24 protein-coding genes and 1 other RNA gene are annotated in these 20,622 nt (G+C 38.3%); 8 read left to right on the top strand and 17 right to left on the bottom strand.

Annotated elements, in window-relative coordinates:
- Positions 1 to 34: 34 nt before the first annotated feature.
- Positions 35 to 163 (top strand): hypothetical protein, encoded by a 129-nt coding sequence (locus tag N178_RS27890; RefSeq protein ID WP_256972405.1) that lies wholly within the window; start codon positions 35 to 37, stop codon positions 161 to 163.
- 44 nt (positions 164 to 207) lie between these two features.
- Here N178_RS27890 and N178_RS17825 read toward each other — a convergent pair whose 3' ends face one another.
- From N178_RS17825 to N178_RS17770, 14 genes are all read right to left on the bottom strand, one after another.
- Complete coding sequence (locus N178_RS17825) at positions 208 to 1,353, bottom strand: THUMP domain-containing class I SAM-dependent RNA methyltransferase (RefSeq protein ID WP_045293866.1); 1,146 nt, start codon at positions 1,351 to 1,353, stop codon at positions 208 to 210.
- Positions 1,354 to 1,563: 210 nt separating this feature from the next.
- On the bottom strand, positions 1,564 to 3,231 hold the full coding sequence (locus N178_RS17820) for a glycoside hydrolase family 13 protein (protein ID WP_045293865.1): 1,668 nt from the start codon (positions 3,229 to 3,231) through the stop codon (positions 1,564 to 1,566).
- A gap of 132 nt (positions 3,232 to 3,363) precedes the next feature.
- Positions 3,364 to 3,990, bottom strand: a complete 627-nt coding sequence (locus tag N178_RS17815) for a response regulator (RefSeq protein ID WP_045293864.1) — start codon at positions 3,988 to 3,990, stop codon at positions 3,364 to 3,366.
- The gene (locus tag N178_RS17810; protein ID WP_045293862.1) at positions 3,983 to 5,029 is read right to left on the bottom strand and encodes a sensor histidine kinase; all 1,047 of its coding nucleotides are present in this window, start codon (positions 5,027 to 5,029) and stop codon (positions 3,983 to 3,985) included. Before N178_RS17810 ends, N178_RS17815 begins: the two co-directional genes overlap by 8 nt.
- Positions 5,026 to 5,754 carry a cell wall-active antibiotics response protein LiaF gene (gene liaF, locus N178_RS17805; RefSeq protein ID WP_045293861.1) on the bottom strand — a complete coding sequence of 243 codons (729 nt, stop codon included), beginning with the start codon at positions 5,752 to 5,754 and terminating at the stop codon, positions 5,026 to 5,028. Before liaF ends, N178_RS17810 begins: the two co-directional genes overlap by 4 nt.
- 136 nt (positions 5,755 to 5,890) lie before the next feature.
- Positions 5,891 to 6,517 carry a PspA/IM30 family protein gene (locus tag N178_RS17800; protein ID WP_045293860.1) on the bottom strand — a complete coding sequence of 209 codons (627 nt, stop codon included), beginning with the start codon at positions 6,515 to 6,517 and terminating at the stop codon, positions 5,891 to 5,893.
- 36 nt (positions 6,518 to 6,553) lie between these two features.
- Positions 6,554 to 6,898, bottom strand: coding sequence for a lmo0954 family membrane protein (locus N178_RS17795; protein WP_045293859.1), 345 nt, complete (start codon positions 6,896 to 6,898; stop codon positions 6,554 to 6,556).
- Between the two features lie 200 nt (positions 6,899 to 7,098).
- The gene (locus N178_RS27180; protein ID WP_169746685.1) at positions 7,099 to 7,239 is read right to left on the bottom strand and encodes a hypothetical protein; all 141 of its coding nucleotides are present in this window, start codon (positions 7,237 to 7,239) and stop codon (positions 7,099 to 7,101) included.
- 222 nt (positions 7,240 to 7,461) lie between these two features.
- An RNA gene (gene rnpB / locus N178_RS26110) (RNase P RNA component class B) lies at positions 7,462 to 7,850 on the bottom strand.
- Positions 7,851 to 7,913: 63 nt separating this feature from the next.
- Positions 7,914 to 8,246, bottom strand: coding sequence for a cell division regulator GpsB (gpsB, locus tag N178_RS17790; RefSeq protein ID WP_013056140.1), 333 nt, complete (start codon positions 8,244 to 8,246; stop codon positions 7,914 to 7,916).
- A gap of 104 nt (positions 8,247 to 8,350) precedes the next feature.
- Positions 8,351 to 8,902, bottom strand: coding sequence for an SLOG family protein (locus N178_RS17785; RefSeq protein ID WP_028414057.1), 552 nt, complete (start codon positions 8,900 to 8,902; stop codon positions 8,351 to 8,353).
- A 63-nt stretch (positions 8,903 to 8,965) separates the two neighbouring features.
- Positions 8,966 to 9,475, bottom strand: coding sequence for a spore coat protein (locus N178_RS27885; RefSeq protein ID WP_034266527.1), 510 nt, complete (start codon positions 9,473 to 9,475; stop codon positions 8,966 to 8,968).
- Between the two features lie 346 nt (positions 9,476 to 9,821).
- Positions 9,822 to 11,072, bottom strand: coding sequence for a ribonuclease H-like domain-containing protein (locus N178_RS17775; protein ID WP_045293858.1), 1,251 nt, complete (start codon positions 11,070 to 11,072; stop codon positions 9,822 to 9,824).
- Between the two features lie 4 nt (positions 11,073 to 11,076).
- On the bottom strand, positions 11,077 to 13,347 hold the full coding sequence (locus tag N178_RS17770) for a DEAD/DEAH box helicase (RefSeq protein WP_045293857.1): 2,271 nt from the start codon (positions 13,345 to 13,347) through the stop codon (positions 11,077 to 11,079).
- Between the two features lie 121 nt (positions 13,348 to 13,468).
- Here N178_RS17770 and N178_RS17765 point away from each other — a divergent pair, with 121 nt between their 5' ends.
- From N178_RS17765 to N178_RS17755, 3 genes are all read left to right on the top strand, one after another.
- A complete protein-coding gene (locus N178_RS17765) occupies positions 13,469 to 13,720 on the top strand; it encodes a hypothetical protein (protein ID WP_013056134.1) in 252 nt (83 codons plus the stop codon).
- A gap of 150 nt (positions 13,721 to 13,870) precedes the next feature.
- Positions 13,871 to 15,382 carry a sensor domain-containing diguanylate cyclase gene (locus N178_RS17760; protein ID WP_045293856.1) on the top strand — a complete coding sequence of 504 codons (1,512 nt, stop codon included), beginning with the start codon at positions 13,871 to 13,873 and terminating at the stop codon, positions 15,380 to 15,382.
- 160 nt (positions 15,383 to 15,542) lie between these two features.
- Positions 15,543 to 15,854: a DUF6509 family protein gene (locus N178_RS17755; protein WP_045293855.1), complete on the top strand. Its 312-nt coding sequence runs from the start codon at positions 15,543 to 15,545 to the stop codon at positions 15,852 to 15,854.
- Between the two features lie 296 nt (positions 15,855 to 16,150).
- Here the strand turns inward: N178_RS17755 and N178_RS27175 are convergent, their stop codons facing one another.
- The 3 genes from N178_RS27175 to N178_RS27170 all read right to left on the bottom strand — a co-directional run bounded on the left by N178_RS27175 (position 16,151) and on the right by N178_RS27170 (position 17,090).
- Positions 16,151 to 16,327, bottom strand: coding sequence for a hypothetical protein (locus N178_RS27175; protein WP_169746689.1), 177 nt, complete (start codon positions 16,325 to 16,327; stop codon positions 16,151 to 16,153).
- Between the two features lie 104 nt (positions 16,328 to 16,431).
- The gene (locus N178_RS17750) at positions 16,432 to 16,635 is read right to left on the bottom strand and encodes a cold-shock protein (protein ID WP_045293854.1); all 204 of its coding nucleotides are present in this window, start codon (positions 16,633 to 16,635) and stop codon (positions 16,432 to 16,434) included.
- Positions 16,636 to 16,922: 287 nt separating this feature from the next.
- Complete coding sequence (locus N178_RS27170; RefSeq protein WP_169746688.1) at positions 16,923 to 17,090, bottom strand: hypothetical protein; 168 nt, start codon at positions 17,088 to 17,090, stop codon at positions 16,923 to 16,925.
- 111 nt (positions 17,091 to 17,201) lie between these two features.
- Here N178_RS27170 and N178_RS17745 point away from each other — a divergent pair, with 111 nt between their 5' ends.
- The 4 genes from N178_RS17745 (at position 17,202) to N178_RS17730 (ending at position 20,607) form a co-directional block, all read left to right on the top strand.
- Positions 17,202 to 17,747: a YhcN/YlaJ family sporulation lipoprotein gene (locus N178_RS17745; RefSeq protein ID WP_016763474.1), complete on the top strand. Its 546-nt coding sequence runs from the start codon at positions 17,202 to 17,204 to the stop codon at positions 17,745 to 17,747.
- 337 nt (positions 17,748 to 18,084) lie between these two features.
- On the top strand, positions 18,085 to 19,518 hold the full coding sequence (gene putP / locus N178_RS17740; RefSeq protein WP_375156341.1) for a sodium/proline symporter PutP: 1,434 nt from the start codon (positions 18,085 to 18,087) through the stop codon (positions 19,516 to 19,518).
- Between the two features lie 100 nt (positions 19,519 to 19,618).
- Complete coding sequence (locus tag N178_RS17735) at positions 19,619 to 20,278, top strand: SIMPL domain-containing protein (protein ID WP_045293852.1); 660 nt, start codon at positions 19,619 to 19,621, stop codon at positions 20,276 to 20,278.
- 62 nt (positions 20,279 to 20,340) lie between these two features.
- Positions 20,341 to 20,607, top strand: a complete 267-nt coding sequence (locus N178_RS17730; RefSeq protein ID WP_045293851.1) for a hypothetical protein — start codon at positions 20,341 to 20,343, stop codon at positions 20,605 to 20,607.
- Positions 20,608 to 20,622: the final 15 nt, after the last annotated feature.

Below are 20,622 nucleotides of genomic sequence, written 5' to 3'. Positions count from 1 at the left end.
GCTCATACTATAAAAAACATAATGGGGTGAGTATATGCATGATTATTATGACGGACTATATAAATACCTGCTTAATGCTACATTTTGGTTTATTTTATTAATTGTCGTACTTGGTATAGGCTTGTTTGGAATGCTAGCTTATCGCGGTTTAAAAAAGAAATAACGTAAAGAAGCCAAGCGGTTTTTACACCGCTTGGCTTCTTTACGTTATTGATCGTTGCGTGGAGGACGAGGTCCCCAGTACTGGTAGTAGTCTGTTTTAATAAATCCGTTAAATAATTTGCGTTTTTTCGTTGCTTTTTTACCGTAGAACTGTTCAAACTGCTCATGAGATGTAAGCATATAAATAGACCACGTATCAAGCTTAGAAAACGCTTCGCCCATTTCAGCGTACATTTTTTCAACAGAAGGACGATCGCTTAAACGTTCGCCGTACGGAGGGTTACCAATAATGATTCCATATTCTTTCGGCGTCGTAAAATCGCGCACTTGCATTTGCTTAAATTGAATTAAATCTCCAAGTCCAGCTTCAAATGCATTTTGCTCCGCTACTTTTACCATACGATGGTCAATATCATGACCAGCAATATCCAGCACTTGGTCGTAGTTCGCTAAGTCTTCTGCTTCTTCGCGCGCTCTGTCCCAAATACTTGCTGACATCCATGGCCATTCTTCTGATAAGAAGTCACGGTTAAATCCTGGTGCAATATTTTGACCGATAAGCGCTGCTTCGATAGCAATTGTACCAGAACCGCAAAAAACATCTACAAACGGACGATTTGCATTCCACGGCGTTAGCATAATTAAAGCCGCTGCCAGCGTTTCTTTTAAAGGTGCTTCCCCTTGCCCGACGCGGTAACCGCGCTTATGAAGTCCTGCACCGCTGGCGTCAATTGTTAATGTAGCAACATCTTTTAATAGCGCTACTTCAATTTTAAACGTTGACCCCGTTTCTTCGAGCCAGCCTGTTGTTTTGTTATAATGTTTTTTCATGCTGTCAACAATTGCTTTTTTCACAATGCTTTGACAATCTGATACGCTGAACAATTTAGATTTAACTGATTTTCCCGATACAGGAAACTGTGCATCTACGGGCAAATAATCTCCCCAATTTAATGCTTTTGTTTGTTCAAAAAGCTCATCAAACGTACGAGCTTTGAACTGTCCGACCTGCACTTTAATTCGATCTGCTGTACGAAGCCATAAATTGCATCGAGCAATTGCAAGCTCGTCTCCTTCAAAGATAACCTTGCCATTATCTACTTCACATTCATATCCTAAAGCACGCACTTCTTTAGCGACTAGTGCTTCAATTCCCATTGCTGCTGTTGCAATAATTTTATATTTCGCCATTTTTCAACCTCATTTTGTTTCTAATTATCTACACTAAGTGTAAAAGTACCATATACATGCGCCGTAGTCAAAGCTTTCTCCGTCTTTTTATCAAAATGCAGAAACTGCTCGCTCTTCGTAGAGCCAGCAGTTTCTTTACCTATGTCTCATCTAAATTTGTTTTTAAAAGCTTTCCACTTCACAAATTGCGCAAACGGTTGCTCAACTTGTTTATGAAAGTAAGTATACACGTGTTTCATATGGGTGTAGCGTACATTGTTCAAGCGTTTCGTTTGTATCCAATGGATAATTATGAATCAACACTTCTCTATTTACAAATGAGCTCTCCAAAGGAAGCTCGAACGTTTGATTATTTGGTGACATATTACAAATAACAACAGCGGTTTTACCTTCTAATGTTCGCGTATACGCATAAATAGCGGAATCTTCTTCTGCCAATAGTTTATAAGTTCCATACACCAGCACATCATGCTGTTTTCTAATTTTAATGAGCTGTTTGTAAAAATTCAGTACCGAATTCTTATCATTTTTCTGCTCTTCTACGTTAATATCTACGTAATTTGGATTTACCTTCATCCAAGGGTTCCCCGTAGAAAATCCTGCATTTCTTTCTGTATTCCACTGCATTGGCGTTCTTGAATTATCGCGGCCTGTTTCCCAAATAACTTTCATAATCTCGTCATGTGAATCGCCTTTTTCACGCTGAATACGGTAGTAGTTAATCATGCCAACATCATCATAATCATCAATAGAATCAAACTTAACATTGGTCATTCCAAGTTCTTGTCCTTGATAAATAAACGGTGTTCCTTTCATTAAAAAGTATAGTGCAGCTAAGCACTTTGCACTTTCCACTCGGTAAGCTACGCTGCCGAATTTATTTACAGAACGAATTTGGTCATGATTTTCTAAATATAAAGCGTTCCAGCCCTTGATTTTTTCTAAACCATTTTGCCAATTAGTTAAAATTGTTTTTAACTCGATTAAATCAAGCGGTTTTTCTTCTCCTTTATCCCACAGCCCCATATGCTCGAACTGAAAAATCATATTGAAGTTTCCGCCATCTTCAGCTACCCACTCATCTGCGCTGTCCGATGTTACACCATTTGCCTCTCCAACTGTCATAATATCGTATTTGGCAAACGTATTTTCTTTTAGCTCTTTTAAATGTTCTTGAATTCCAGGCCGATTCATATGCCCTTCAAATGATGGCACATAATCTAGCTTTTCAGGGTTCGGCAGATCTGGGAAGCCGGCCACTTTCTTAATATGCGAAATAGCATCTACACGAAAGCCGTCAATTCCTTTATCTAACCACCAGTTAACCATTTCATAAAGCTCATGACGCACTTTTTCGTTTTCCCAGTTTAAATCGGGCTGTTTTTTAGAAAATACGTGCATGTAATATTCTTTTGTCTTTTCGTCGAACTCCCAAGCTGATCCGCTAAAAATAGATTCCCAGTTGTTCGGCTCTTTTCCATCTTTACCTTCGTGCCAGATATAATAATCACGATATGGATTCTCTTTAGAAGATCTAGATTCTAAAAACCAAGGGTGTTCATCTGAAGTATGATTAATAACTAAATCCATAATCAGCTTCATTCCGCGATGGTGAACTTCATCTAGCAGCTCATCAAAGTCTTCCATTGTTCCAAAATCTTTCATAATATCTTTATAATCACTGATATCGTAGCCATTATCGTCGTTAGGAGACTGATAAATCGGGCAAATCCAAATGACATCAATTCCAAGATCAGATAAATAGTCTAATTTTGAAATAACCCCTTGAATGTCACCAATTCCGTCCCCGTTTGAATCCATGAAGCTTCGCGGGTAGATTTGATACGCAACAGCTTCTTTCCACCATTTCTTTTCCATGTGCTCAACCCCTCAAAATAGTGCTTTTACGTAAGCGCTCGCCTTTACGCATATCGCTATTTTATAATGAATACATGCAAAAAAATAGGTTTTTCACAAAAAAAATCGTTATTCTCTTTTGAATAACGATTCTCACTGTGCTAATTTGTGTTTAAAGGCATAGATGACGGCTTGAGTCCGGTCCTGTACATCCAGCTTACTTAATAAATTGCTTACATGTGTTTTTACCGTCTTTAGTGCAATAAATAATTCGTCTGCAATCTCTTGATTTGTTTTGCCCTGTGTCATTAAAAGTAAAATTTCCATTTCACGAGCTGTCAGTTCTTCATGAGGTAAAGACGGCTTTCTCATTTTAGACATCATTTTACCGGTTACTTCGGGCTCTAATACAGATTCCCCCTCATATGTACGGCGAATAGCAGCTGCAATCTCTCCTGCTTTAGACGTTTTTAATAAGTAGCTTGTTGCCCCTGCCTCTAGAGCGGGATATACTTTTTCGTCATCTAGAAAGCTAGTGACAATAATTACTTTCGCTTCCGGCCACTGCTTAATAAGCTGTTTTGTTGCTTCAATCCCGTCCATTTCTTCCATGACTAAATCCATTAAAATAATATCCGGTCGCAGCTGAAGCCCTAATTCGACGGCCTGTTGGCCATTGGATGCCTCAGCTATCACATGAATGTCTGTTTGAGCCGACAAATACGCTCCTACGCCAATACGAACCATTTCATGATCATCTACTAACAGTACATTAATCATTTTGCTTCTCCTCTCTTTCTACTAACGGTACTTTTACTTCTAGCTTTGTACCTTTATCGGGCAAACTAATAATTTTTAATATGCCTCCAATTTCAACTGCGCGTTCATACATATTTTGCAGACCGTACGATCCGACTTTTTCCTTTTCTACATCAAACCCAACTCCGTTATCAACAATACGTAAAATAACGGAAAAGTCACGTTTAATCAGCAGCACATCTAAAGCTGTTGCATTTGCATGACGCAGTGTATTTGATACGGATTCTTGCAAAATTCTAAACAAGTGGTCTTCAATGCCTTTATCAAGTTCAAATCCTTCTATTTTCCAATTTAATTCAAGCGGTACTTTTTGAGCAAGCTCATTCATCAGTTCTTTCATTCCAGCCTGTAGCGATTTTCCTTTTAATGCTGCAGGACGAAGATGAAGAAGCAAAGCTCTCATTTCAAGCTGTGATTGATTAATCATTTTTTCAACCATCTTTAATTGCTTAGCTTCAGAATCTTGTAGCGTAAGGTTGGATTCCGTGATAGCAGACATAAGCATTGAAGCGGCAAATAGCTGCTGACTAACGGAGTCATGCAGTTCTCTAGCAAGCCGATTTCGTTCCTGAGAAACAATTTCTTGCACTTGCTTTTGCTGATTTTCCACTTTTTCCGTTGCCATCTTTTGAGATTTCTGTGCTTGAAGAATCATTTTATGATCTACTTTGTTTAAACGGCTTATAATCCGAGACGTTTCTTGAATAAGTGGTTCATTTGCCGACATATGCCGGTGGCCATTTTCTATTTCATATAATCGGTTTTCAACATATGTCCACTGCTGTCTCCACATAAACCCCATGATTCCTCCAATTACGCTTCCAATCGTAAGGCTTAAACTGAAGGAAAACAGCACAAAAGGCATGCCAAATACGCTTGTTTTCCATAAGTCGCTAAGTTGAAAAACAGGATATGCAAAAAACACGGTAAGGAGCACGGATACAAATACAAAAAAACTTAAGAAGATCCCCCATAATAACTGCCGTTGAAGAATACTCATATCCTTTGCACCTCTAAATCTCCAATCACAACAGTTGTAACAATCTTCACCCTATGAGCAGACTGATCAAATTCCTCTGTTTTGATAGACAAATTTTCGTTGAACGAAAAGCCGCGCTGATGGCCAAAAACCGTTATGTTTCCTGCTAGTTTAGAATGATTCACAGATACTTCCGTTTCGTAAGGAATGAGCACTTTAATATTTCCAAACACTTGACGAATAAAAATAACCGCATCGCCTTTTGGCAGAACGGTATTGCTTAAATCAACCACAATGTCCCCCCATACGCTTTGAATATTAATATCATCCCATTCGTATACGGAGTCTTCGGTTCTTTGACTACCAAGAAGTTTATTCGTCAAAACCGGCCGGACCTGTACCAAACTTTGGTTTGGCTGCTGTGTAAATTCGTCAGTTGGTCTAAATTCAACCGGATGCTTTCTTGATTGAATATATCTAAGTAAAAAATACAGGAAAAGAGCAATAACTAAAAACTTAAATGCAACCGTATTAAATATGTTCAACACAAGCCCAATAACGCCAATCCAAAATAAAATACGCCCTAGTTTTCTTCTCATTTTTTTTCGCCCAATATACATGAACGCACCGGCAATTAATATAGAAAAGATCAAGCCGCTGTGAAAAAACATAATTTCAATAAACAGGACAAATAAACTGCAAATAAAAATGAACATAAGAGACTCTGTTTTGTTTACGCTTTGCACAGCTCTCTCTCCTTTCTCTTCGTAGATGAAGCGTTCGTTCTTTGGATGCTGCAGATATCTATTCTCTCACCTTAAAAAGACGCAGAAACCTACGCCTTTTTTAGAATACCATGTTTTATGCAGAAACACTGATTTTTTACGATGATTTTACTCTTTTTTCTAATTCCGCGATTTTGCTGTCTACCGTTTGTCTATAGTAATTTGTATTAATTTGATTTTCAAGCTGATCAATATAAGTTTCCATCTCGTCAAACTGGCTGTAAGACGCATAAGACGCTTCCGTTTTCATTACTGAATTCATACGATGGTGCGCACGGGCAATATTTTCACGCCCCATGAGTTCCATACGGCGAATATGCATATCTTTTACCTTATGCTTCATTTCTTCATACTTTTGTTCAAGCTCTTCTAACTGCTTGGATGCATCTTCATAAGATGCTTTTACACGCTTTGCTCTCTCTTCGTAGTGAGCATGCTCTTTTAAAATAAATTCATGTAGTTCCGCTTCTTCAGCTGCTTGTGCCACTTGTACTTGCTCATGACGTTTTTTCATCATGTCGAGTGCCAGGTGATATTCACGATTAAACTGCTCTTTTAACGTGTGCTGTCGCTCAACGAGCTGCCTTACCTTTTCGGTTTCCTGCTCGCATTGACGCAAGTAGTGATTTAACGCAGCAATTGGATTTTTTTGTTCTTTGTGATCAAGTAATTGATGAAGGTCTGCAGAAATCGTTTCTTTCATTCGAGTAAATAAGTTTCTCATTTTGTTCATCTCCTTAGATAATAAAGTAAACTTTTATTATTTTTGATTTAAGTCAGCCCACTGACGTTCAAAATGCTTAAACGGATCTTCTTTTTCCGTTTTTATAGGACTGCTGCTGTTCCACTTTTTATATACAGTGTAAAGTACGACTGCTGCGATGATACCAGCAAGGGCCGGAAGGTTTGAAACAGTTGTTAAGAGTACGACGACACCAATAAACCCCCAGAGCCATTTTTTAAAGGGGGTCTCTGCTTTAACAAAACCTTTAAATGCTACGTACAAAATAACCAACCCAAGCGCAAGTCCTACCATGGGACCAGCATTTGCAAGAAGAACGATAGCAGCTACCGCTCCAATCAAAAACAAACCAACTTTTTTCATTTTGTTTCCTCCTTTCGCTTCTCTATATACTTAGTTTAAGGATGATAACGTTTTTTCAAAACGAGCTAGAGCTTTATTTCCTTCTAGGACCTGAGGCCGATAACACGCTCAGCCTGATTGTATAAAAAAGAGATTGAGACATAATAACTAAATGGATTTCATCTAAAGACCAACAAATGAGATAAATGAGCTAGTAGGGATTACTCGTTACATCGCTGCTGATTTCCGTGCAAGGCTTCGCTTTCCGCGGGCGGCCGCTGTGCCTCCTCGTCGCTACGCTCCTGCGGGGTCTCACCCATTCCGCTTTTCCCGCAGGAGTCTTCGCCTTGCCCTCCAATCAACTACTAGAAACAACGAAATAGATAAAACCTGCGTTCATCATGACAACAAAAAACCGAACTGTTAATCAATATTTTTGATCAACAGTCCGGTTGTTACTTCAACTCAAATACTTTTGTCTTAGCCTTTTTTTTGACATAAAAAAAGCTCTTCCATTACAGGAAGAGCTGGGTTGGATTAAAATATAGTGTATAACAACTAGTGTCGATTGCTTTTCAATAACGTTCTGTAAGCCATGTTTTGTACCATTGTACTGCAAGCGGCTAGCTACCTCGTACTCCGGTGGCAATTATCTATCTACAAAATGTAACCATTTTGTCCTTCCTTCCGTTCAGTTCCTTCCAGAAAGTTCCCCTACCATTATTTGGGTTTCTCGCTCGAGGGGTTTACCTCGTTCCACTCTTACCATTTCTGATAAGACTTCGTCACTGTGGCACTTTCAGAGTAGTCAAGCCATATCTTAAAAAGACTTAGGCTTTTTCCCCGCCGTTAGCTTTTAACAGCTACCCTAGCTTATGACTTCGCTAGGCACGAACACTACAGACATCGCAGTCTGTGCGAGCATGGACTTTCCTCTACATCCTCATATGTGATGCAGCAATTACCCGAACGTTATTGATAACGACTTTCCTTAGTATAATAAAAATAGGAGTTGAATGCAACTCCTATTTTTAGGTTATTCGTATAATTTACTTCCAAACACGTGTTTTTCTAAGTTCGACAAACGTTTTAAAATATCAAAGTTTGTCGTACCCGCTTGCTGCTGCTGTTGAGCCGGCGGCGGGGTAAACGAAGGTTGTTGCGGCTTTTTAGATAACTCTTCTACTTGCTTTTTTAAGCGTAAATTTTCAGTTTGTAATGCTTCAATTTCTTCATGAAATGCTTCATAATCTTTAATAACAGAATCTAGATACTTGTCTACTTCCTCTTGATTATAGCCTCTCATGCCTGTTTTAAATTCTTTTTCTAAAATTTCCTTGGCCGTTAAGCGAATTTTATCAGCTAACATCTCTATCACCTCGAATACGATAAACCTTATCTTTATTATAATTCATTTTTTCAAAAATAGCTTCAAATGTCAATTTATCTTTTAAAATGTTTCGTCAAGTGGCGTTAAAAAGACGAAAATTTTTCTTCATCCACGATATCTTGTAAGTCGTGAGACGTCACCATTATAATAGGGTATTCTTCTCGTTCAGCACGTTTTTTAGCCGTTTCTAACATATATTTAGGACTTCCTTCGTGCTCTTCGTCGTAAACTAAACAAATACCTTCACTTTTTTCTACTAAAAATTGATTTTTCAGCCGAAACTGTGCTGGACTTTCATATTTCTTTTTTGTGATGCTATCTACATAATCTGCTTGACTTAAGACAAATTCATACAATTCTTTATTGACGTCATTCCATTTTTCTTCCTGCTCCAAAAATGGTGTTAAAACAGCTAACTGAAGCTCGGGATAATCGAGCTGCAGATCAAATACCACTTCTGCTGCCCAAATTTCTACTCCTAGCTGGCCACTAATCAATACCCATTCTAATCCATCTTCTACTAATTCCTGTAATTTTTTATAGAGCGCTTTTTTTATGTATGTAATGCCTTGATGTTTTTCATTAAAAATTCCAAGTTCGAATGGCTTATAACCAGTAACCGTTAGCACCTTCATTATATAACTCCTTTGTAACAAAATAGAATAGGAACTGATGTAATCAGCTCCTATTAACGTACATTATCTAAAATACCCTGAATTAGGTCCTTGATGCGCGCCTTTTGTATGACAGCTTCCTTGGCCGCAACCTTTGTGTCCAGGATAACTAGCGCCTGCTACTTGACCTGGGTAGCCTCCTTGACCTGGAAAACCAGCTCCACCTACTTGACCTGGGTAGCCTCCTTGGCCTGGATAACTAGCACCTGCTACTTGACCTGGGTAACCTCCTTGACCTGGGTAACCAGCACCTGCTACTTGACCTGGGTAGCCTCCCATTTGACCTGGATAGCCTGCTCCCCCTACTTGAGTTGGATATTGTTGCGCACCGCCAAAAAACTGTTGATTTGAAGTTTCATTTACAACAGATTGTGTTTGCGGGAAGTAATGCACGTGCTTCACATTTGTATGATTCACCAATGTATTATGACTTGGATGAATGTGAGGTACAACTACCTCCTGAGAAGTAAACTGTGTGCAGCATTTTGTTGGATGCACAATTGGTGGCATACATTTTGTTGGTCTTGGATACATATCCTTTTTCCCCTTTCACTGTTTAGTTATTACACTATTACAATATGTGAAGGGCAGTGTACATGTACTAAGACAAACACCTATTTTTGGCCTACATAAAGGAGTTATACGAATTTTTCAAACTGCTTAAGACAATTACTGTTAAACAAATTAATGCGAAAAATGATACTAAAATCACATTTCTCATGAGGCCTCTCTCCATCTCACCAAAGTTCTGTTTTTAAGCTGTAAGAATCAGTCTTACATTGACTAATTTTATCAATGACTGAAAAATAGAACAATATAAAACATCCACAAAAATAAAAGAATAATAATTCTGAATATTTTAAAATAAATCAGCTGAAGTCTATCCTTTAGCTGATTTATTTTTTAGTCTAAGAAGTCTTTTTTCAAGCGCTTCCTTCGACGTTTTTTTAGTCATTTCTCTGAGTTGATTCCACTTCTCCCAGGCTAGCTCAGTATATAAAAGTGCTTGATGAACATCTTTGAGACGATGCTCATAAATTTTAGCTAGCTCAACCAGTGCTTCTATAGCGACGTCACTTTCACATGTTTGAACCAAGGGTTCAAACATGTCCACTGCCTCTTTCCAACTCTTTTCTTTTTTATAATGATAAGCCATAGCTAGCTGAGCTTTTTCATGCTCTTCTTTTTCTTTTTCCGCTACGCCCTGATAAAGAGAGAAAGCGTGCTTGTTCTCCCCTAACTGCTCATACCACCTTGCTACTTCATATGTTTCTTTTTCTGTAAACTCCTCACTAGTAAGGAGACGTTTTGATAAATGAATGTATAAGGTAATCAGTGATAAAATATCATGTTCATTATGTTTCATAATGTCGAATAAGCCTCTTGGATTTTTCGTTTCAATAAAATCAAAATAAATCATAGGAGCTAAAAACCCTGGAATATCATCAACTCGTTCAATTCCAAGTATTTCTTTTTCGACATTCGCAAGCTTAACCGAATTCATTTTGTGTTTCCACAGCCTTCTTGACGCATGCAATAAATCAAAGTGACCGAACTTAGGCAGCTTGGGCAAATGATCTCTCAATAGCGTATGGCGAGTCTTCACGTGAGGCCAATCGAAAGATTTCCCATTGTAAGTCACGAGAGTCGTGTAGTCTACTTCTTTTAAAAAACTTTCGTAAAATGCTACTTCTCCACTTGGCTCGGTTAATATATGCTGACGAAAAACGACGGAATCTTTTAGCACCCTTGCATATCCTAGCAAAAAGATAGTCGTTCCCGTACCTGTACTAAGCCCCGTCGTTTCCGTATCAAAGAAAAATAAATCTGAATATGTGTGGCCTTTTGATGAAAGCGGATGAGCAACTGTAGACCGATTCCATACTTCCACTACTTTTTTCAGCTCATTAAATTCATAATGTCCATGCTTGTAGTCGAGCGGGTAAACCACTTCTCTGATCATACAGTAGCTGTCTTCAGCAAAGTAAGGCACAGCATGATTTCCCTTCCATTCCTGCTCATAGGAAATAGACGCACTCTTATGTTGCTGCGGGTTACTTTCAACCGTCGTCTTTGCTTCTGTAACATGAAGATGCTTTTTCATACGATTTAATTTATTTTTAAAAGACACGAGTTCACCTACTTTGCAGTTGTTGTAGCAGTACGAGCGCATCGCTTTTTGCGTGTTCTCCCTGTGCTTCCATACCAATACAGGACGGACAGCCGCTTTCGCAAGAACAATTTACAATTAATTGATTGGTTTGACTTAGCACATCATTCATTTGTTCGTATACTTTATCGCTTAGGCCAATGCCTCCCGGGTATCGGTCATATAAGAAGATAGTGGGCTGTTCGTTGTGCACCGCTTTTATCTGAGGCACTACATGTAAATCAGAAGGATCGCACATCACCATAAGCGGTGCAATTGACTGAACGGCATTTGCCACGGAAATGAGCGCTTGTTCCAATCGTTCTTCAGATTCGTGAAACTGTTCTTTTTCAAAGCTTAGCCACACGGCATTGGTATGAAGTTCTTCTTCCGGAAGTGAAATGGGACCTGACCCTATGTTTTCATGCGTCTCAAACTTTATTTTTTTAAATATCGTCGCCATGGCGCTGACCATTACATCACCATAACTGATTGAATATGTCCCTTCCAATCGTTCTTTATCAGCTTCTAGAACCTTCAAGTTAACCGCCAAGTTAGCATCGGTAAAATAATCTACATCGACTTCACGAACATACGCTTTTTTCTCATCCCAGTCCAAGTATTCTACTTGATACTGAATGCCTTGATGCAAGTAAATCGCCTCATCATGAAGAAGCGTCATGGCACTAAAGCGATCCATTTCTCCAATTACTTTCACATTTGCAACGTCCGATTGATCAATGATGACAACATTTTCTTGGGATGCAGAGCGCAGACTGATATTATGAGCTGGGAACGAATCATTCATCCAGTACCATTTGTCTCCGCTAAAATGAATCACTCGCTCTTCTTGCAAAAACTCCAGCACGTCTTCAATTTCTACCCCATCAAATGTTTCTCCCTGCTTAAACGGCAACTCGTAGGACGCACATTTTAAATGATCGACTAAAATAACAAGATTATCAGGATTAATTCGAGCTGTTTCTGGATTTCTGCTAAAAAAGTAATCCGGATGCTGAATCATATACTGATCCAGCGGACTTGAACTTGCGACCATCACAATGACGGCTTCTCCGTGACGTCTTCCTGCTCGTCCTGCTTGCTGCCAAGCACTTGCAACCGTGCCTGGATAACCTGTCATCACACACACCTGCAGCTGCCCGATATCCACTCCTAGCTCTAAAGCGTTCGTACTGACTACTCCGTAAATACTTCCCTCTCGAAGTCCTCTTTCTATTTCGCGTCGCTGCTTTGGCAAATATCCTCCGCGGTACCCTTGAATAGACTTATTTTGAAGCTGGTTTTTTACGAGCTCCTGCAGATACGTTAAAATAATTTCCACTCGTACTCGGCTTCGTGCAAATACAATGGTTTGAATTTTATTTTTCAAAAACTCTCCTGCAATATTTCGCACTTCAAGCGTAGCACTTCTTCTAATGTTTAACGGTTTATTAACAATAGGCGGATTATAAAAAATAAAATGCTTGCGGCCGCTAGGCGCTCCGTTGTTATCTACTAACATAACATGAGCTCCCGTTAAATGTTCAGCGAGTTCTTTTGGGTTAGCGATGGTCGCTGATGTACAAATAAAGATAGGATTGCTTCCATAGTAGCGGCAAATTCGCTTTAACCGGCGTATAACGTTGGCTACGTGGCTTCCAAAAACACCCCGGTACGTATGAAGTTCATCAATCACAATGTACTTCAGGTTTTCAAACAGTGATACCCATTTCGTATGATGAGGTAAAATAGCTGAATGAAGCATATCTGGATTCGTAATAACAATATGACCTGCTTTTCTTACCTTTTGACGAATATTTGCCGGAGTATCTCCATCATACGTGTAGCTATTGATTGGTACTTCCATTTCTTCAATGATTTCATTTAATTCACTTTTTTGATCTTGGGCAAGCGCTTTTGTTGGAAACAAATAAAGAGCTCTAGCCTGATCATTCTCCATAATACTTTGGAGTACCGGCAAGTTGTAGCACAATGTTTTCCCCGATGCTGTCGGCGTCACGGCCACAACATTTTTCTTAGCTGTCGCCAAATCAAACGCTGTTTTTTGATGCGTATAAAGCGAACCAATTCCTCGTTTCTCAAGCGCTTCCCGCAGTTTCGTATGCAAAGAAGCTGGAAATGGCGCAGTTTTAGCTTCTTTCTCTTCGATTGTATGCCAATGAACAATATTCTCCTGATACGATGGATTCGTTTGCAAGATATCTATTACTTCTTGTAAGTTTTTTCGTATTCTCATTTTCATCACCTGCTTCTATTTTAACGAATGAACGTTCGATAGAAAACCATAAGTTTTTGTATGTTTTTGGTGGATTCGGACATGGTATTAATACAGTAAATTTTTCAAGGAGATGTTAAAAATGGGAAGCCCTTATCTTTGCCCCAGCTGCAAAACAAATCGAACGCGCTTTAATATCATTGAACAAAATGCAAAACCTGTAAAAATGGACCCAAGAAGCGGAGACGTCGTAGAAGAATACACGAACGATACGCTCGATGCCTTTCACGCTGCTTATAACGGACCCCAAAAACGCATTCAGTGCGGAGCTTGCGGATTAGTAGAAGATGAAACCATGTTTGTACGGCATGCTGAATCGAATAAACTTCAATAAAAAAGGTGGGGCCATTTGGCCTCACCTTTAATCATGTAAATCTTTATGCTTTTTCTTGATCAAAAAGCAGACATCCTCATCTAAAAAATTCATGTCTTTTCTTATACAAACATGCTAAAATACCTAAAAAAAGATATGGAGATGATGGTCATGTCATTTCTTCTTTCGCTTTTACCTTTCTCCTTTCTGAAGAAATGTCGTTTTCCTTCAGGAAGAGAAGTTAATGAAGATACAATGTTCGATAAAACGAATGTAGAGATGCTTCAACAGAGAGTCAAGCTAGTTTCACTTGCTCTTGTAGTTTCCTATCCTATTTATATTTATATAGGGTTTTTTTTACTTCAACATGCGGGGACATCTCAGTTTAGACATACACTAATTGGTATTCATTTCACTAGTTTTGCTCTCTCCTCTCTTTATTTATTTTTCTATTATGTTAGTAAAAGAAAAGAACGGTTTGCTAACTACTTAAGCACCATTGTATATGGCTATATATTTTATTACATATTTGCTGCAGCACTTTCTACTATTAACAGTCAGCTTTTCACAGGTCGTGTAGACGTCTATATGATGCTTTTGATTTCCACAGCTGTTTTATGTCCTATGAAATTAAAACATCTGTGCATTATTTTTATTCCTAACCATCTTTTTTTGCTATACGGCTTATCACGATATGTACCGGATTCTTTTTCTCTTATTTCAAAGCAGATCAATACAACGGCAGCAGTTGCTATCGCTTTACTTATTTCATATATTCTCTATACATACCGTCACAAAGAATATATGAATCATTTACAGCTAAAAGAAAGCGAACGTAATTTTTTTACGCTGTTCAAAATTAATCCCTATCCTTTGCTATTAACGAGGTTATCCGACCACAAAGTGCTGCTCATTAACAATAAAGCTATTCATTTTTACAATCTTGCTTCTCAAGATCTTGATCAAATAGACGGATTTATAATCTACCCTACCGATCAAGATAGAGAGGAGATTTTAAAACGTCTTCAACAAGAGAAATATGTAAAAAACTACATCCTAGAAGCACGTGAATATGGAGATTCTCAGTGGGTTATGATCAATTATGAATTACTAGAGTATCAAAGCGAAAGCTGCATACTCGCAGGTATTACTGATATAACCGATTTAAAAGCGGTTGAGCATGAATTGAGCTTGCACGCTTCAACTGATATGCTAACCGGAATTTTAAATCGAAGAAGCGGAATGGAAAAACTGCAGCTGGAACTGCTGAGAGCTAAAAGCAATGATATATCTTTTCTATTATGTTTTATCGATATTAATTCCTTAAAACTAGTAAATGATCAATACGGTCATAGAGAAGGCGACTGGTTTATTAAAACAATAGCAGCATCAATTAGTGGTTGTATTAGCAAGGATGATACGCTCTTTCGCTACGGAGGTGATGAGTTTTTATTAATTGCTCCTGAACAAACGGAAGAATATGTACACGAGCTGTGGCAAAATATTAATGAACAGCTAGAAGATAAAAAGAAAGAATTTAAGAAGCCATATACACTTTCTGCGAGTTACGGGTTTATTATATGTGCGCCTTCAGACGACACCAACCTAGATACATTAATTCAAAAAGCAGATGCTGCCATGTATAAGCAAAAACATACGCGCGTCTCTTCCACCTTTAAGTAAATCATCGAAGTCCTTGCGCCATCGCATCAAGTAGATTCGCTAAATAGAATGATCAAGTAAGAAATCCGTGCATGAATTACGCATGCACTTTCTTTCTTTGCAAAGAAAAACTATAATAGATGATGCAAGTATTTTACTGATATATGGAAAGGACGTACATATGTTTACAATTAAAGAATATACAGCTGAACAATTGCAGGATCCATTTGGTCTCCTTCTAGGTGAACGCTATGAATTTCATTTATACATTGAGGTAGAAGAAGAGGATGAATTATATACCGGCAGCGACCTAGCACTACGCGTAGTATATATTAAAGGCGAAGATAACACTTCTATTGCCCAAACTCATTTCTATGAAGTTTCAACAAATAAAGTATTAGACTTCGACCTTGAAGAAGAGGAAGAAGCAGCTGTCAAAGAGTTTTGCGGGAAGCATTTACCTTCAGAGGAAGGTACAGATCACGAGGCATAATTAAAAGAGGCTGGAACAAAAGTAGTTTAGTAAAAATCCGAACGATGAATTGAGATTCCTGATGGAGAATCCAACTCGTTCGGATTTTTTCGTGGTGATGGTGAACGTAGGTTTCATGTATGTACGTGCTTATAGCTGTTGATTTGAGGGATAGGCGAAGACTCTTGCGGGGAAAGCGGAACGCGCAGTCTTGCACGGAAATCAACAGCAGTGTAACAAGCAATTCATACTAGAGAATCAATTCCATTTGTTCTTTGTTCGTCTTTAGATGGGATTGATTTTGTTATGTCCCATCCTCATTTTTGATTTCGTTTTTCCATTAATTTTTTAACTACTTCTTTTGGCTCCCAGCATGTAAACTGATAAGAAGGACGGGTTTCATAGCCTAGTCTTTTGCATCGATACTTCATTCCCTTATCCAATCTAATGCTTTGAAAATGTTGACACGTGGCACAGCAATGAAATGAACTCATGGCTTCCCTTCTCCTCTACTTTAATCTATTTTCTTAATCATATAAATAAAACAAGTTTGCACAAAAAAAGCTGCCTATCGGCAGCTTTCATATGTAGCGTTGAATTATAATTTTATAACATTCTCCGCTTGAGGTCCACGTTGGCCTTCAACGATTTCAAATTCAACTTTTTGGCCTTCTTCTAATGTTTTGAAGCCTTCAGATTGAATAGCTGAAAAATGAACAAATACGTCATTTTCGCCTGGTACTTCGATAAAACCGAAGCCTTTTTCACTGTTAAACCATTTTACTGTACCTGTAGTAGCCATGTAAAAAAACCTCCAAAAAATGTAAAAATTTTAATATGTTACTCTATATTTACATTTATGCCGTAAATAAAAAATTCACATATTATAAAAGAGACCTACGCGAAGTAGATCTCCTTTATAACAAGTGAACTTTCACTAAATCTAATTCGAGTGTATGGTCAAACGTAGTATTCATTACATTTATTAAATTTGGTTGCGTTTACATTATACTATACCTATATGTAGAATGCAAATATTGGGCCATTCTTAGCATATGGCTCAGCCGTTTTGCAAGATATTGATCTTCCTTACGTCAACATGTTATCAATATGGGCGTCGATAATTTCTTTTCGTTTATTTTGCAGGGTCTCAAATAACAACTTAGCTTCTTCTGAAGTTAGTGCAAACGTTGTTGTTTCTTCATGGTTTTCTTCTTTTGTATGAAGCACAAATATGCTTTGTTGAACTCCACTCATACATATTCCTCCTTTTTTGATAGTATAGGCCTTTTTATATTTTTCATGTATGCTTCACACGTTTTTAACAAATTATAAGAAAGGTTAAAACTTATAAGGAGTGATACTATCATGAAGAAATCGTTTTTGTTTGTTGTAGGCTGCATGACGACTCTTTCTTTATTCGGCTGCAGCACAGCAGATCAAGGTAAAGATGGCGTCATTGATGATGATACAGTCCGCAACGTCACATATGAAAATGGAAACAATAAAACGAAAATGAATGACGTAAACGATACGCAAGATGTACAGCGTAACGAAAAAGAACAATATAACCAGTCGGGCGGAATGAGAGTAGCCGATGTGGCGGCTGATCGTATCGTAGCATTAAAAAACGTTAAAGATGCTAACGTAATCGTAACCGACCATACAGCTTACGTAGCAGCTGTATTAGACGATAACAAAGAAGGCAATCTCACAAAAGATATGGAGCATAAGATCGCACACGAAGTAAGAAAAGCTGACGGCAGTGTTCATCGAGTGTTTGTATCAACAAACCCCGACTTTGTAAACCGTATGAATGGATATGTAGACAAGCTTCAAACCGGCAAGCCTGTTTCTGGTCTGTTTGACGAGTTTTCGGAAGTTGTTCGCCGCGTGTTTCCAAATTCACGCTAATATACATGAATGTCAAAAGAGCATTTTATAAAATGCTCTTTTTATTTTACCTATTGCATAAAATATTGCATAAAAAATGCACTTATAAGTTTCTGAATATTTTTATTTTACTTTATTTTGAAAACGATTTCATTTCTATAATATAAAGGTTTAGGGGATTTTCGCCTCATGTATTTTACGGTTTTGTGGGTTGATAGTAAGGGGAAAGTTTGTTAGTTTTAGAAACCATAAGATGTTTGCATGGCGAGCAGTCCTCGTTTCATGCATAAAAAATGCATAAAGGGGAGATTTGGTGGATATTGGTGTTTATATTTCACTCGGCATTTACTTTGTAGGAATGCTTGGAATAGGATGGTATGCCTACACAAAAACAACTCAAGACGTATCGGGTTACATGCTAGGCGGACGCGGACTAGGTCCGGCCGTTACTGCGCTTTCAGCTGGCGCTTCAGATATGAGTGGATGGATGTTAATGGGGCTTCCAGGATCCATGTATGTGACAGGTCTTTCAAGTTTATGGCTTGCAGTAGGTTTATCTATTGGTGCTTATTTAAATTATTTAATCCTCGCTCCGCGTCTTCGCACTTATACGGAAGTAGCGAATGACTCCATTACAATTCCAGACTTTTTTGAAAATCGCTTTGGCGACCATGCCAAGATTCTTCGAACAGTATCAGCGATTGTTATCTTTATTTTCTTTACTCTTTATACTTCAGCTGGTATGGTATCAGGCGGACGATTGTTCGAATCGGCATTTGGTGTGAATTATCAAATTGGCTTATTTGTAACAGCATCTGTTGTTATTGCCTACACTCTTTTCGGTGGATTTTTAGCCGTTAGTTTAACAGATTTTGTTCAAGGTGTTATTATGTTTCTTGCCTTAGTTTTAGTACCTATTGTAGCTTTCACCAATGTTGGAGGCGTTAACACAACAATAGATATTGTACAGGACATTAATCCAGCATACCTTGACATTTTTAAAGGTACGACCGTTTTAGGTATTATATCTTTCTTAGCCTGGGGACTTGGCTATTTCGGACAGCCTCATATTATCGTTCGCTTTATGGCTATCTCTTCTGTTAAGGAGTTAAAACCCGCCCGCCGTATTGGAATGAGTTGGATGATTATTTCTATTATTGGTGCTATGCTGACAGGACTTGTTGGGATTGCATATGTAGAAAAAACAGGTATGAAATTAGCAGATCCTGAAACTATTTTTATTAAATTTGCGGATATACTCTTCAATCCGTTAATTACTGGATTTTTATATGCAGCTTTACTAGCGGCAATTATGAGTACCATTTCTTCTCAGCTGCTTGTAACGGCAAGCTCTGTTACAGAAGACTTTTATAAAACATTTTTCCGACGCAAGGCCTCTGACAAAGAGCTTGTGACGGTTGGAAGAGCTGCGGTTTTAGGTGTTGCAATTATAGGTATTTTGCTTTCTTTAAAACCTAGTGATACGATTTTAGGGCTGGTTGGATATGCTTGGGCTGGATTTGGTTCAGCTTTTGGTCCTGCTATTTTACTAAGTCTTTACTGGAAGCGTATGACTCGATGGGGAGCACTTGCAGGGATGATTGTAGGTGCTGCTACAGTATTAATTTGGGTAAATACTCCATTGAAGGATGCCCTTTATGAAATGATTCCTGGATTTTTCTTAAGCTTGCTGGCTGTTATTGTAGTAAGTATGTTAACAAAAAAGCCTTCAGAAGCTGTAGAAGATCAATTTAGAAACATGGAAAGCGTATTAGAACAGCATACAAAATAGTAAAAAAAGTACACAAGTTACGACTTGTGTACTTTTTGCTTTTAATGCAAGCCATACAGTCATATATATGTACTAAAGACGGATTAAGGAGGGTTTTTACATGCAACATTCTTATTTCCCTTATGAACCTACACAGCAACTGCGCGTAGATACACAAAATAGAGAAATTAAAGTAATTGGTGAAGGAAGTGCTTCAGCAGTTCCAAATGAAATTTCCCTGACGATTGGAACCCGGACGGAAAACCGAGACGTTCAAGAAGCCTTAAAAGAAAATTCAGCTGTTTCAAATACTTTGCTGCAAGAGATAAAAAAACTTGGAATCAATGACCAGCAAATTGAAACAGCTTCATTCACCATAAATCCTAAATATGATTACAGCGATGGAAAATCGACTCTTACAGGATACGAAGTACAGCATTTGTTTAGAGTAAGAGTACAGGATGTAAAACAAGCTGGCGATGTTTATAACGCTACGTTTTCAAGCGGAGCCAACGTAGCGCAAGATCTTCAATTTCACGTTACAAATGAAGATAAATATGAACAAGAAGCGATTAGTAAAGCTTTATTAAATGCTAAAGAAAAGGCCTTTACCATTGCCAACACGCTGCAGCTCCCTATTAACCAAATTCCTATTTTAATCGAAGAAGGACCCGTCTATCAGTCATCTGGCTCCTCGCCTAAGTTATTAGCAGCCTCTCCCCCTATTCAAGCTCAGTCCTTGACTGTATCTGCTTCTGTAAAAGTTACGTACACGTATTAATACTTATGGTAAACTATAGATTATTATAATGAAGAAACTAATCTAAAGGAGCTCTTTGCACAATGACTTCTGAACATTTACTAGCAGCTTATCAGACCCTATGGTTGAACCGTTCGTTCGCTTCTAAACAAGCCATGGCAAGTGAAGATCAGCTTCACGAAGCCATTCTGAAAGATTTAAAAGATGAAATGACTCATCCACGCGTTCGGCAAACACCGTATGTAAAATATCATCTTGGCATCAAAAGAATTCTAAACAGCAGTCTTTCCTCTGATGAAAAAGTTGCGCTTACGTCCCTATACACAGACCTTTTAGATAGCTGTATATAACAAGAAAAAGGACTT

The sequence above is a fragment of the Priestia aryabhattai B8W22 genome, assembly GCF_000956595.1.
GTDB classification, from domain to species: domain Bacteria; phylum Bacillota; class Bacilli; order Bacillales; family Bacillaceae_H; genus Priestia; species Priestia aryabhattai.
The sequence above is the reverse complement of the archived record's forward strand: the minus strand, read 5'-3'. Positions and strand labels throughout refer to the sequence as shown.

Coding starts and splice junctions, on each gene's coding strand:
- N178_RS17815 (WP_045293864.1), bottom strand. CDS start 3,990: ATGATTAATGTACTGTTAGTAGATGATCATGAAATGGTTCGTATTGGC.
- N178_RS17820 (WP_045293865.1), bottom strand. CDS start 3,231: ATGGAAAAGAAATGGTGGAAAGAAGCTGTTGCGTATCAAATCTACCCG.
- N178_RS17795 (WP_045293859.1), bottom strand. CDS start 6,898: ATGAAAAAAGTTGGTTTGTTTTTGATTGGAGCGGTAGCTGCTATCGTT.
- gpsB (WP_013056140.1), bottom strand. CDS start 8,246: ATGTTAGCTGATAAAATTCGCTTAACGGCCAAGGAAATTTTAGAAAAA.
- N178_RS17800 (WP_045293860.1), bottom strand. CDS start 6,517: ATGAGAAACTTATTTACTCGAATGAAAGAAACGATTTCTGCAGACCTT.
- N178_RS17770 (WP_045293857.1), bottom strand. CDS start 13,347: ATGAGAATACGAAAAAACTTACAAGAAGTAATAGATATCTTGCAAACG.
- N178_RS17745 (WP_016763474.1), top strand. CDS start 17,202: ATGAAGAAATCGTTTTTGTTTGTTGTAGGCTGCATGACGACTCTTTCT.
- N178_RS27175 (WP_169746689.1), bottom strand. CDS start 16,327: ATGAGTTCATTTCATTGCTGTGCCACGTGTCAACATTTTCAAAGCATT.
- N178_RS17735 (WP_045293852.1), top strand. CDS start 19,619: ATGCAACATTCTTATTTCCCTTATGAACCTACACAGCAACTGCGCGTA.
- N178_RS27890 (WP_256972405.1), top strand. CDS start 35: ATGCATGATTATTATGACGGACTATATAAATACCTGCTTAATGCTACA.
- N178_RS17765 (WP_013056134.1), top strand. CDS start 13,469: ATGGGAAGCCCTTATCTTTGCCCCAGCTGCAAAACAAATCGAACGCGC.
- N178_RS17750 (WP_045293854.1), bottom strand. CDS start 16,635: ATGGCTACTACAGGTACAGTAAAATGGTTTAACAGTGAAAAAGGCTTC.
- N178_RS17755 (WP_045293855.1), top strand. CDS start 15,543: ATGTTTACAATTAAAGAATATACAGCTGAACAATTGCAGGATCCATTT.
- N178_RS27885 (WP_034266527.1), bottom strand. CDS start 9,475: ATGTATCCAAGACCAACAAAATGTATGCCACCAATTGTGCATCCAACA.
- putP (WP_375156341.1), top strand. CDS start 18,085: ATGCTTGGAATAGGATGGTATGCCTACACAAAAACAACTCAAGACGTA.
- N178_RS17785 (WP_028414057.1), bottom strand. CDS start 8,902: ATGAAGGTGCTAACGGTTACTGGTTATAAGCCATTCGAACTTGGAATT.
- N178_RS17760 (WP_045293856.1), top strand. CDS start 13,871: ATGTCATTTCTTCTTTCGCTTTTACCTTTCTCCTTTCTGAAGAAATGT.
- N178_RS17825 (WP_045293866.1), bottom strand. CDS start 1,353: ATGGCGAAATATAAAATTATTGCAACAGCAGCAATGGGAATTGAAGCA.
- N178_RS17810 (WP_045293862.1), bottom strand. CDS start 5,029: ATGAGTATTCTTCAACGGCAGTTATTATGGGGGATCTTCTTAAGTTTT.
- N178_RS17730 (WP_045293851.1), top strand. CDS start 20,341: ATGACTTCTGAACATTTACTAGCAGCTTATCAGACCCTATGGTTGAAC.
- N178_RS27170 (WP_169746688.1), bottom strand. CDS start 17,090: ATGAGTGGAGTTCAACAAAGCATATTTGTGCTTCATACAAAAGAAGAA.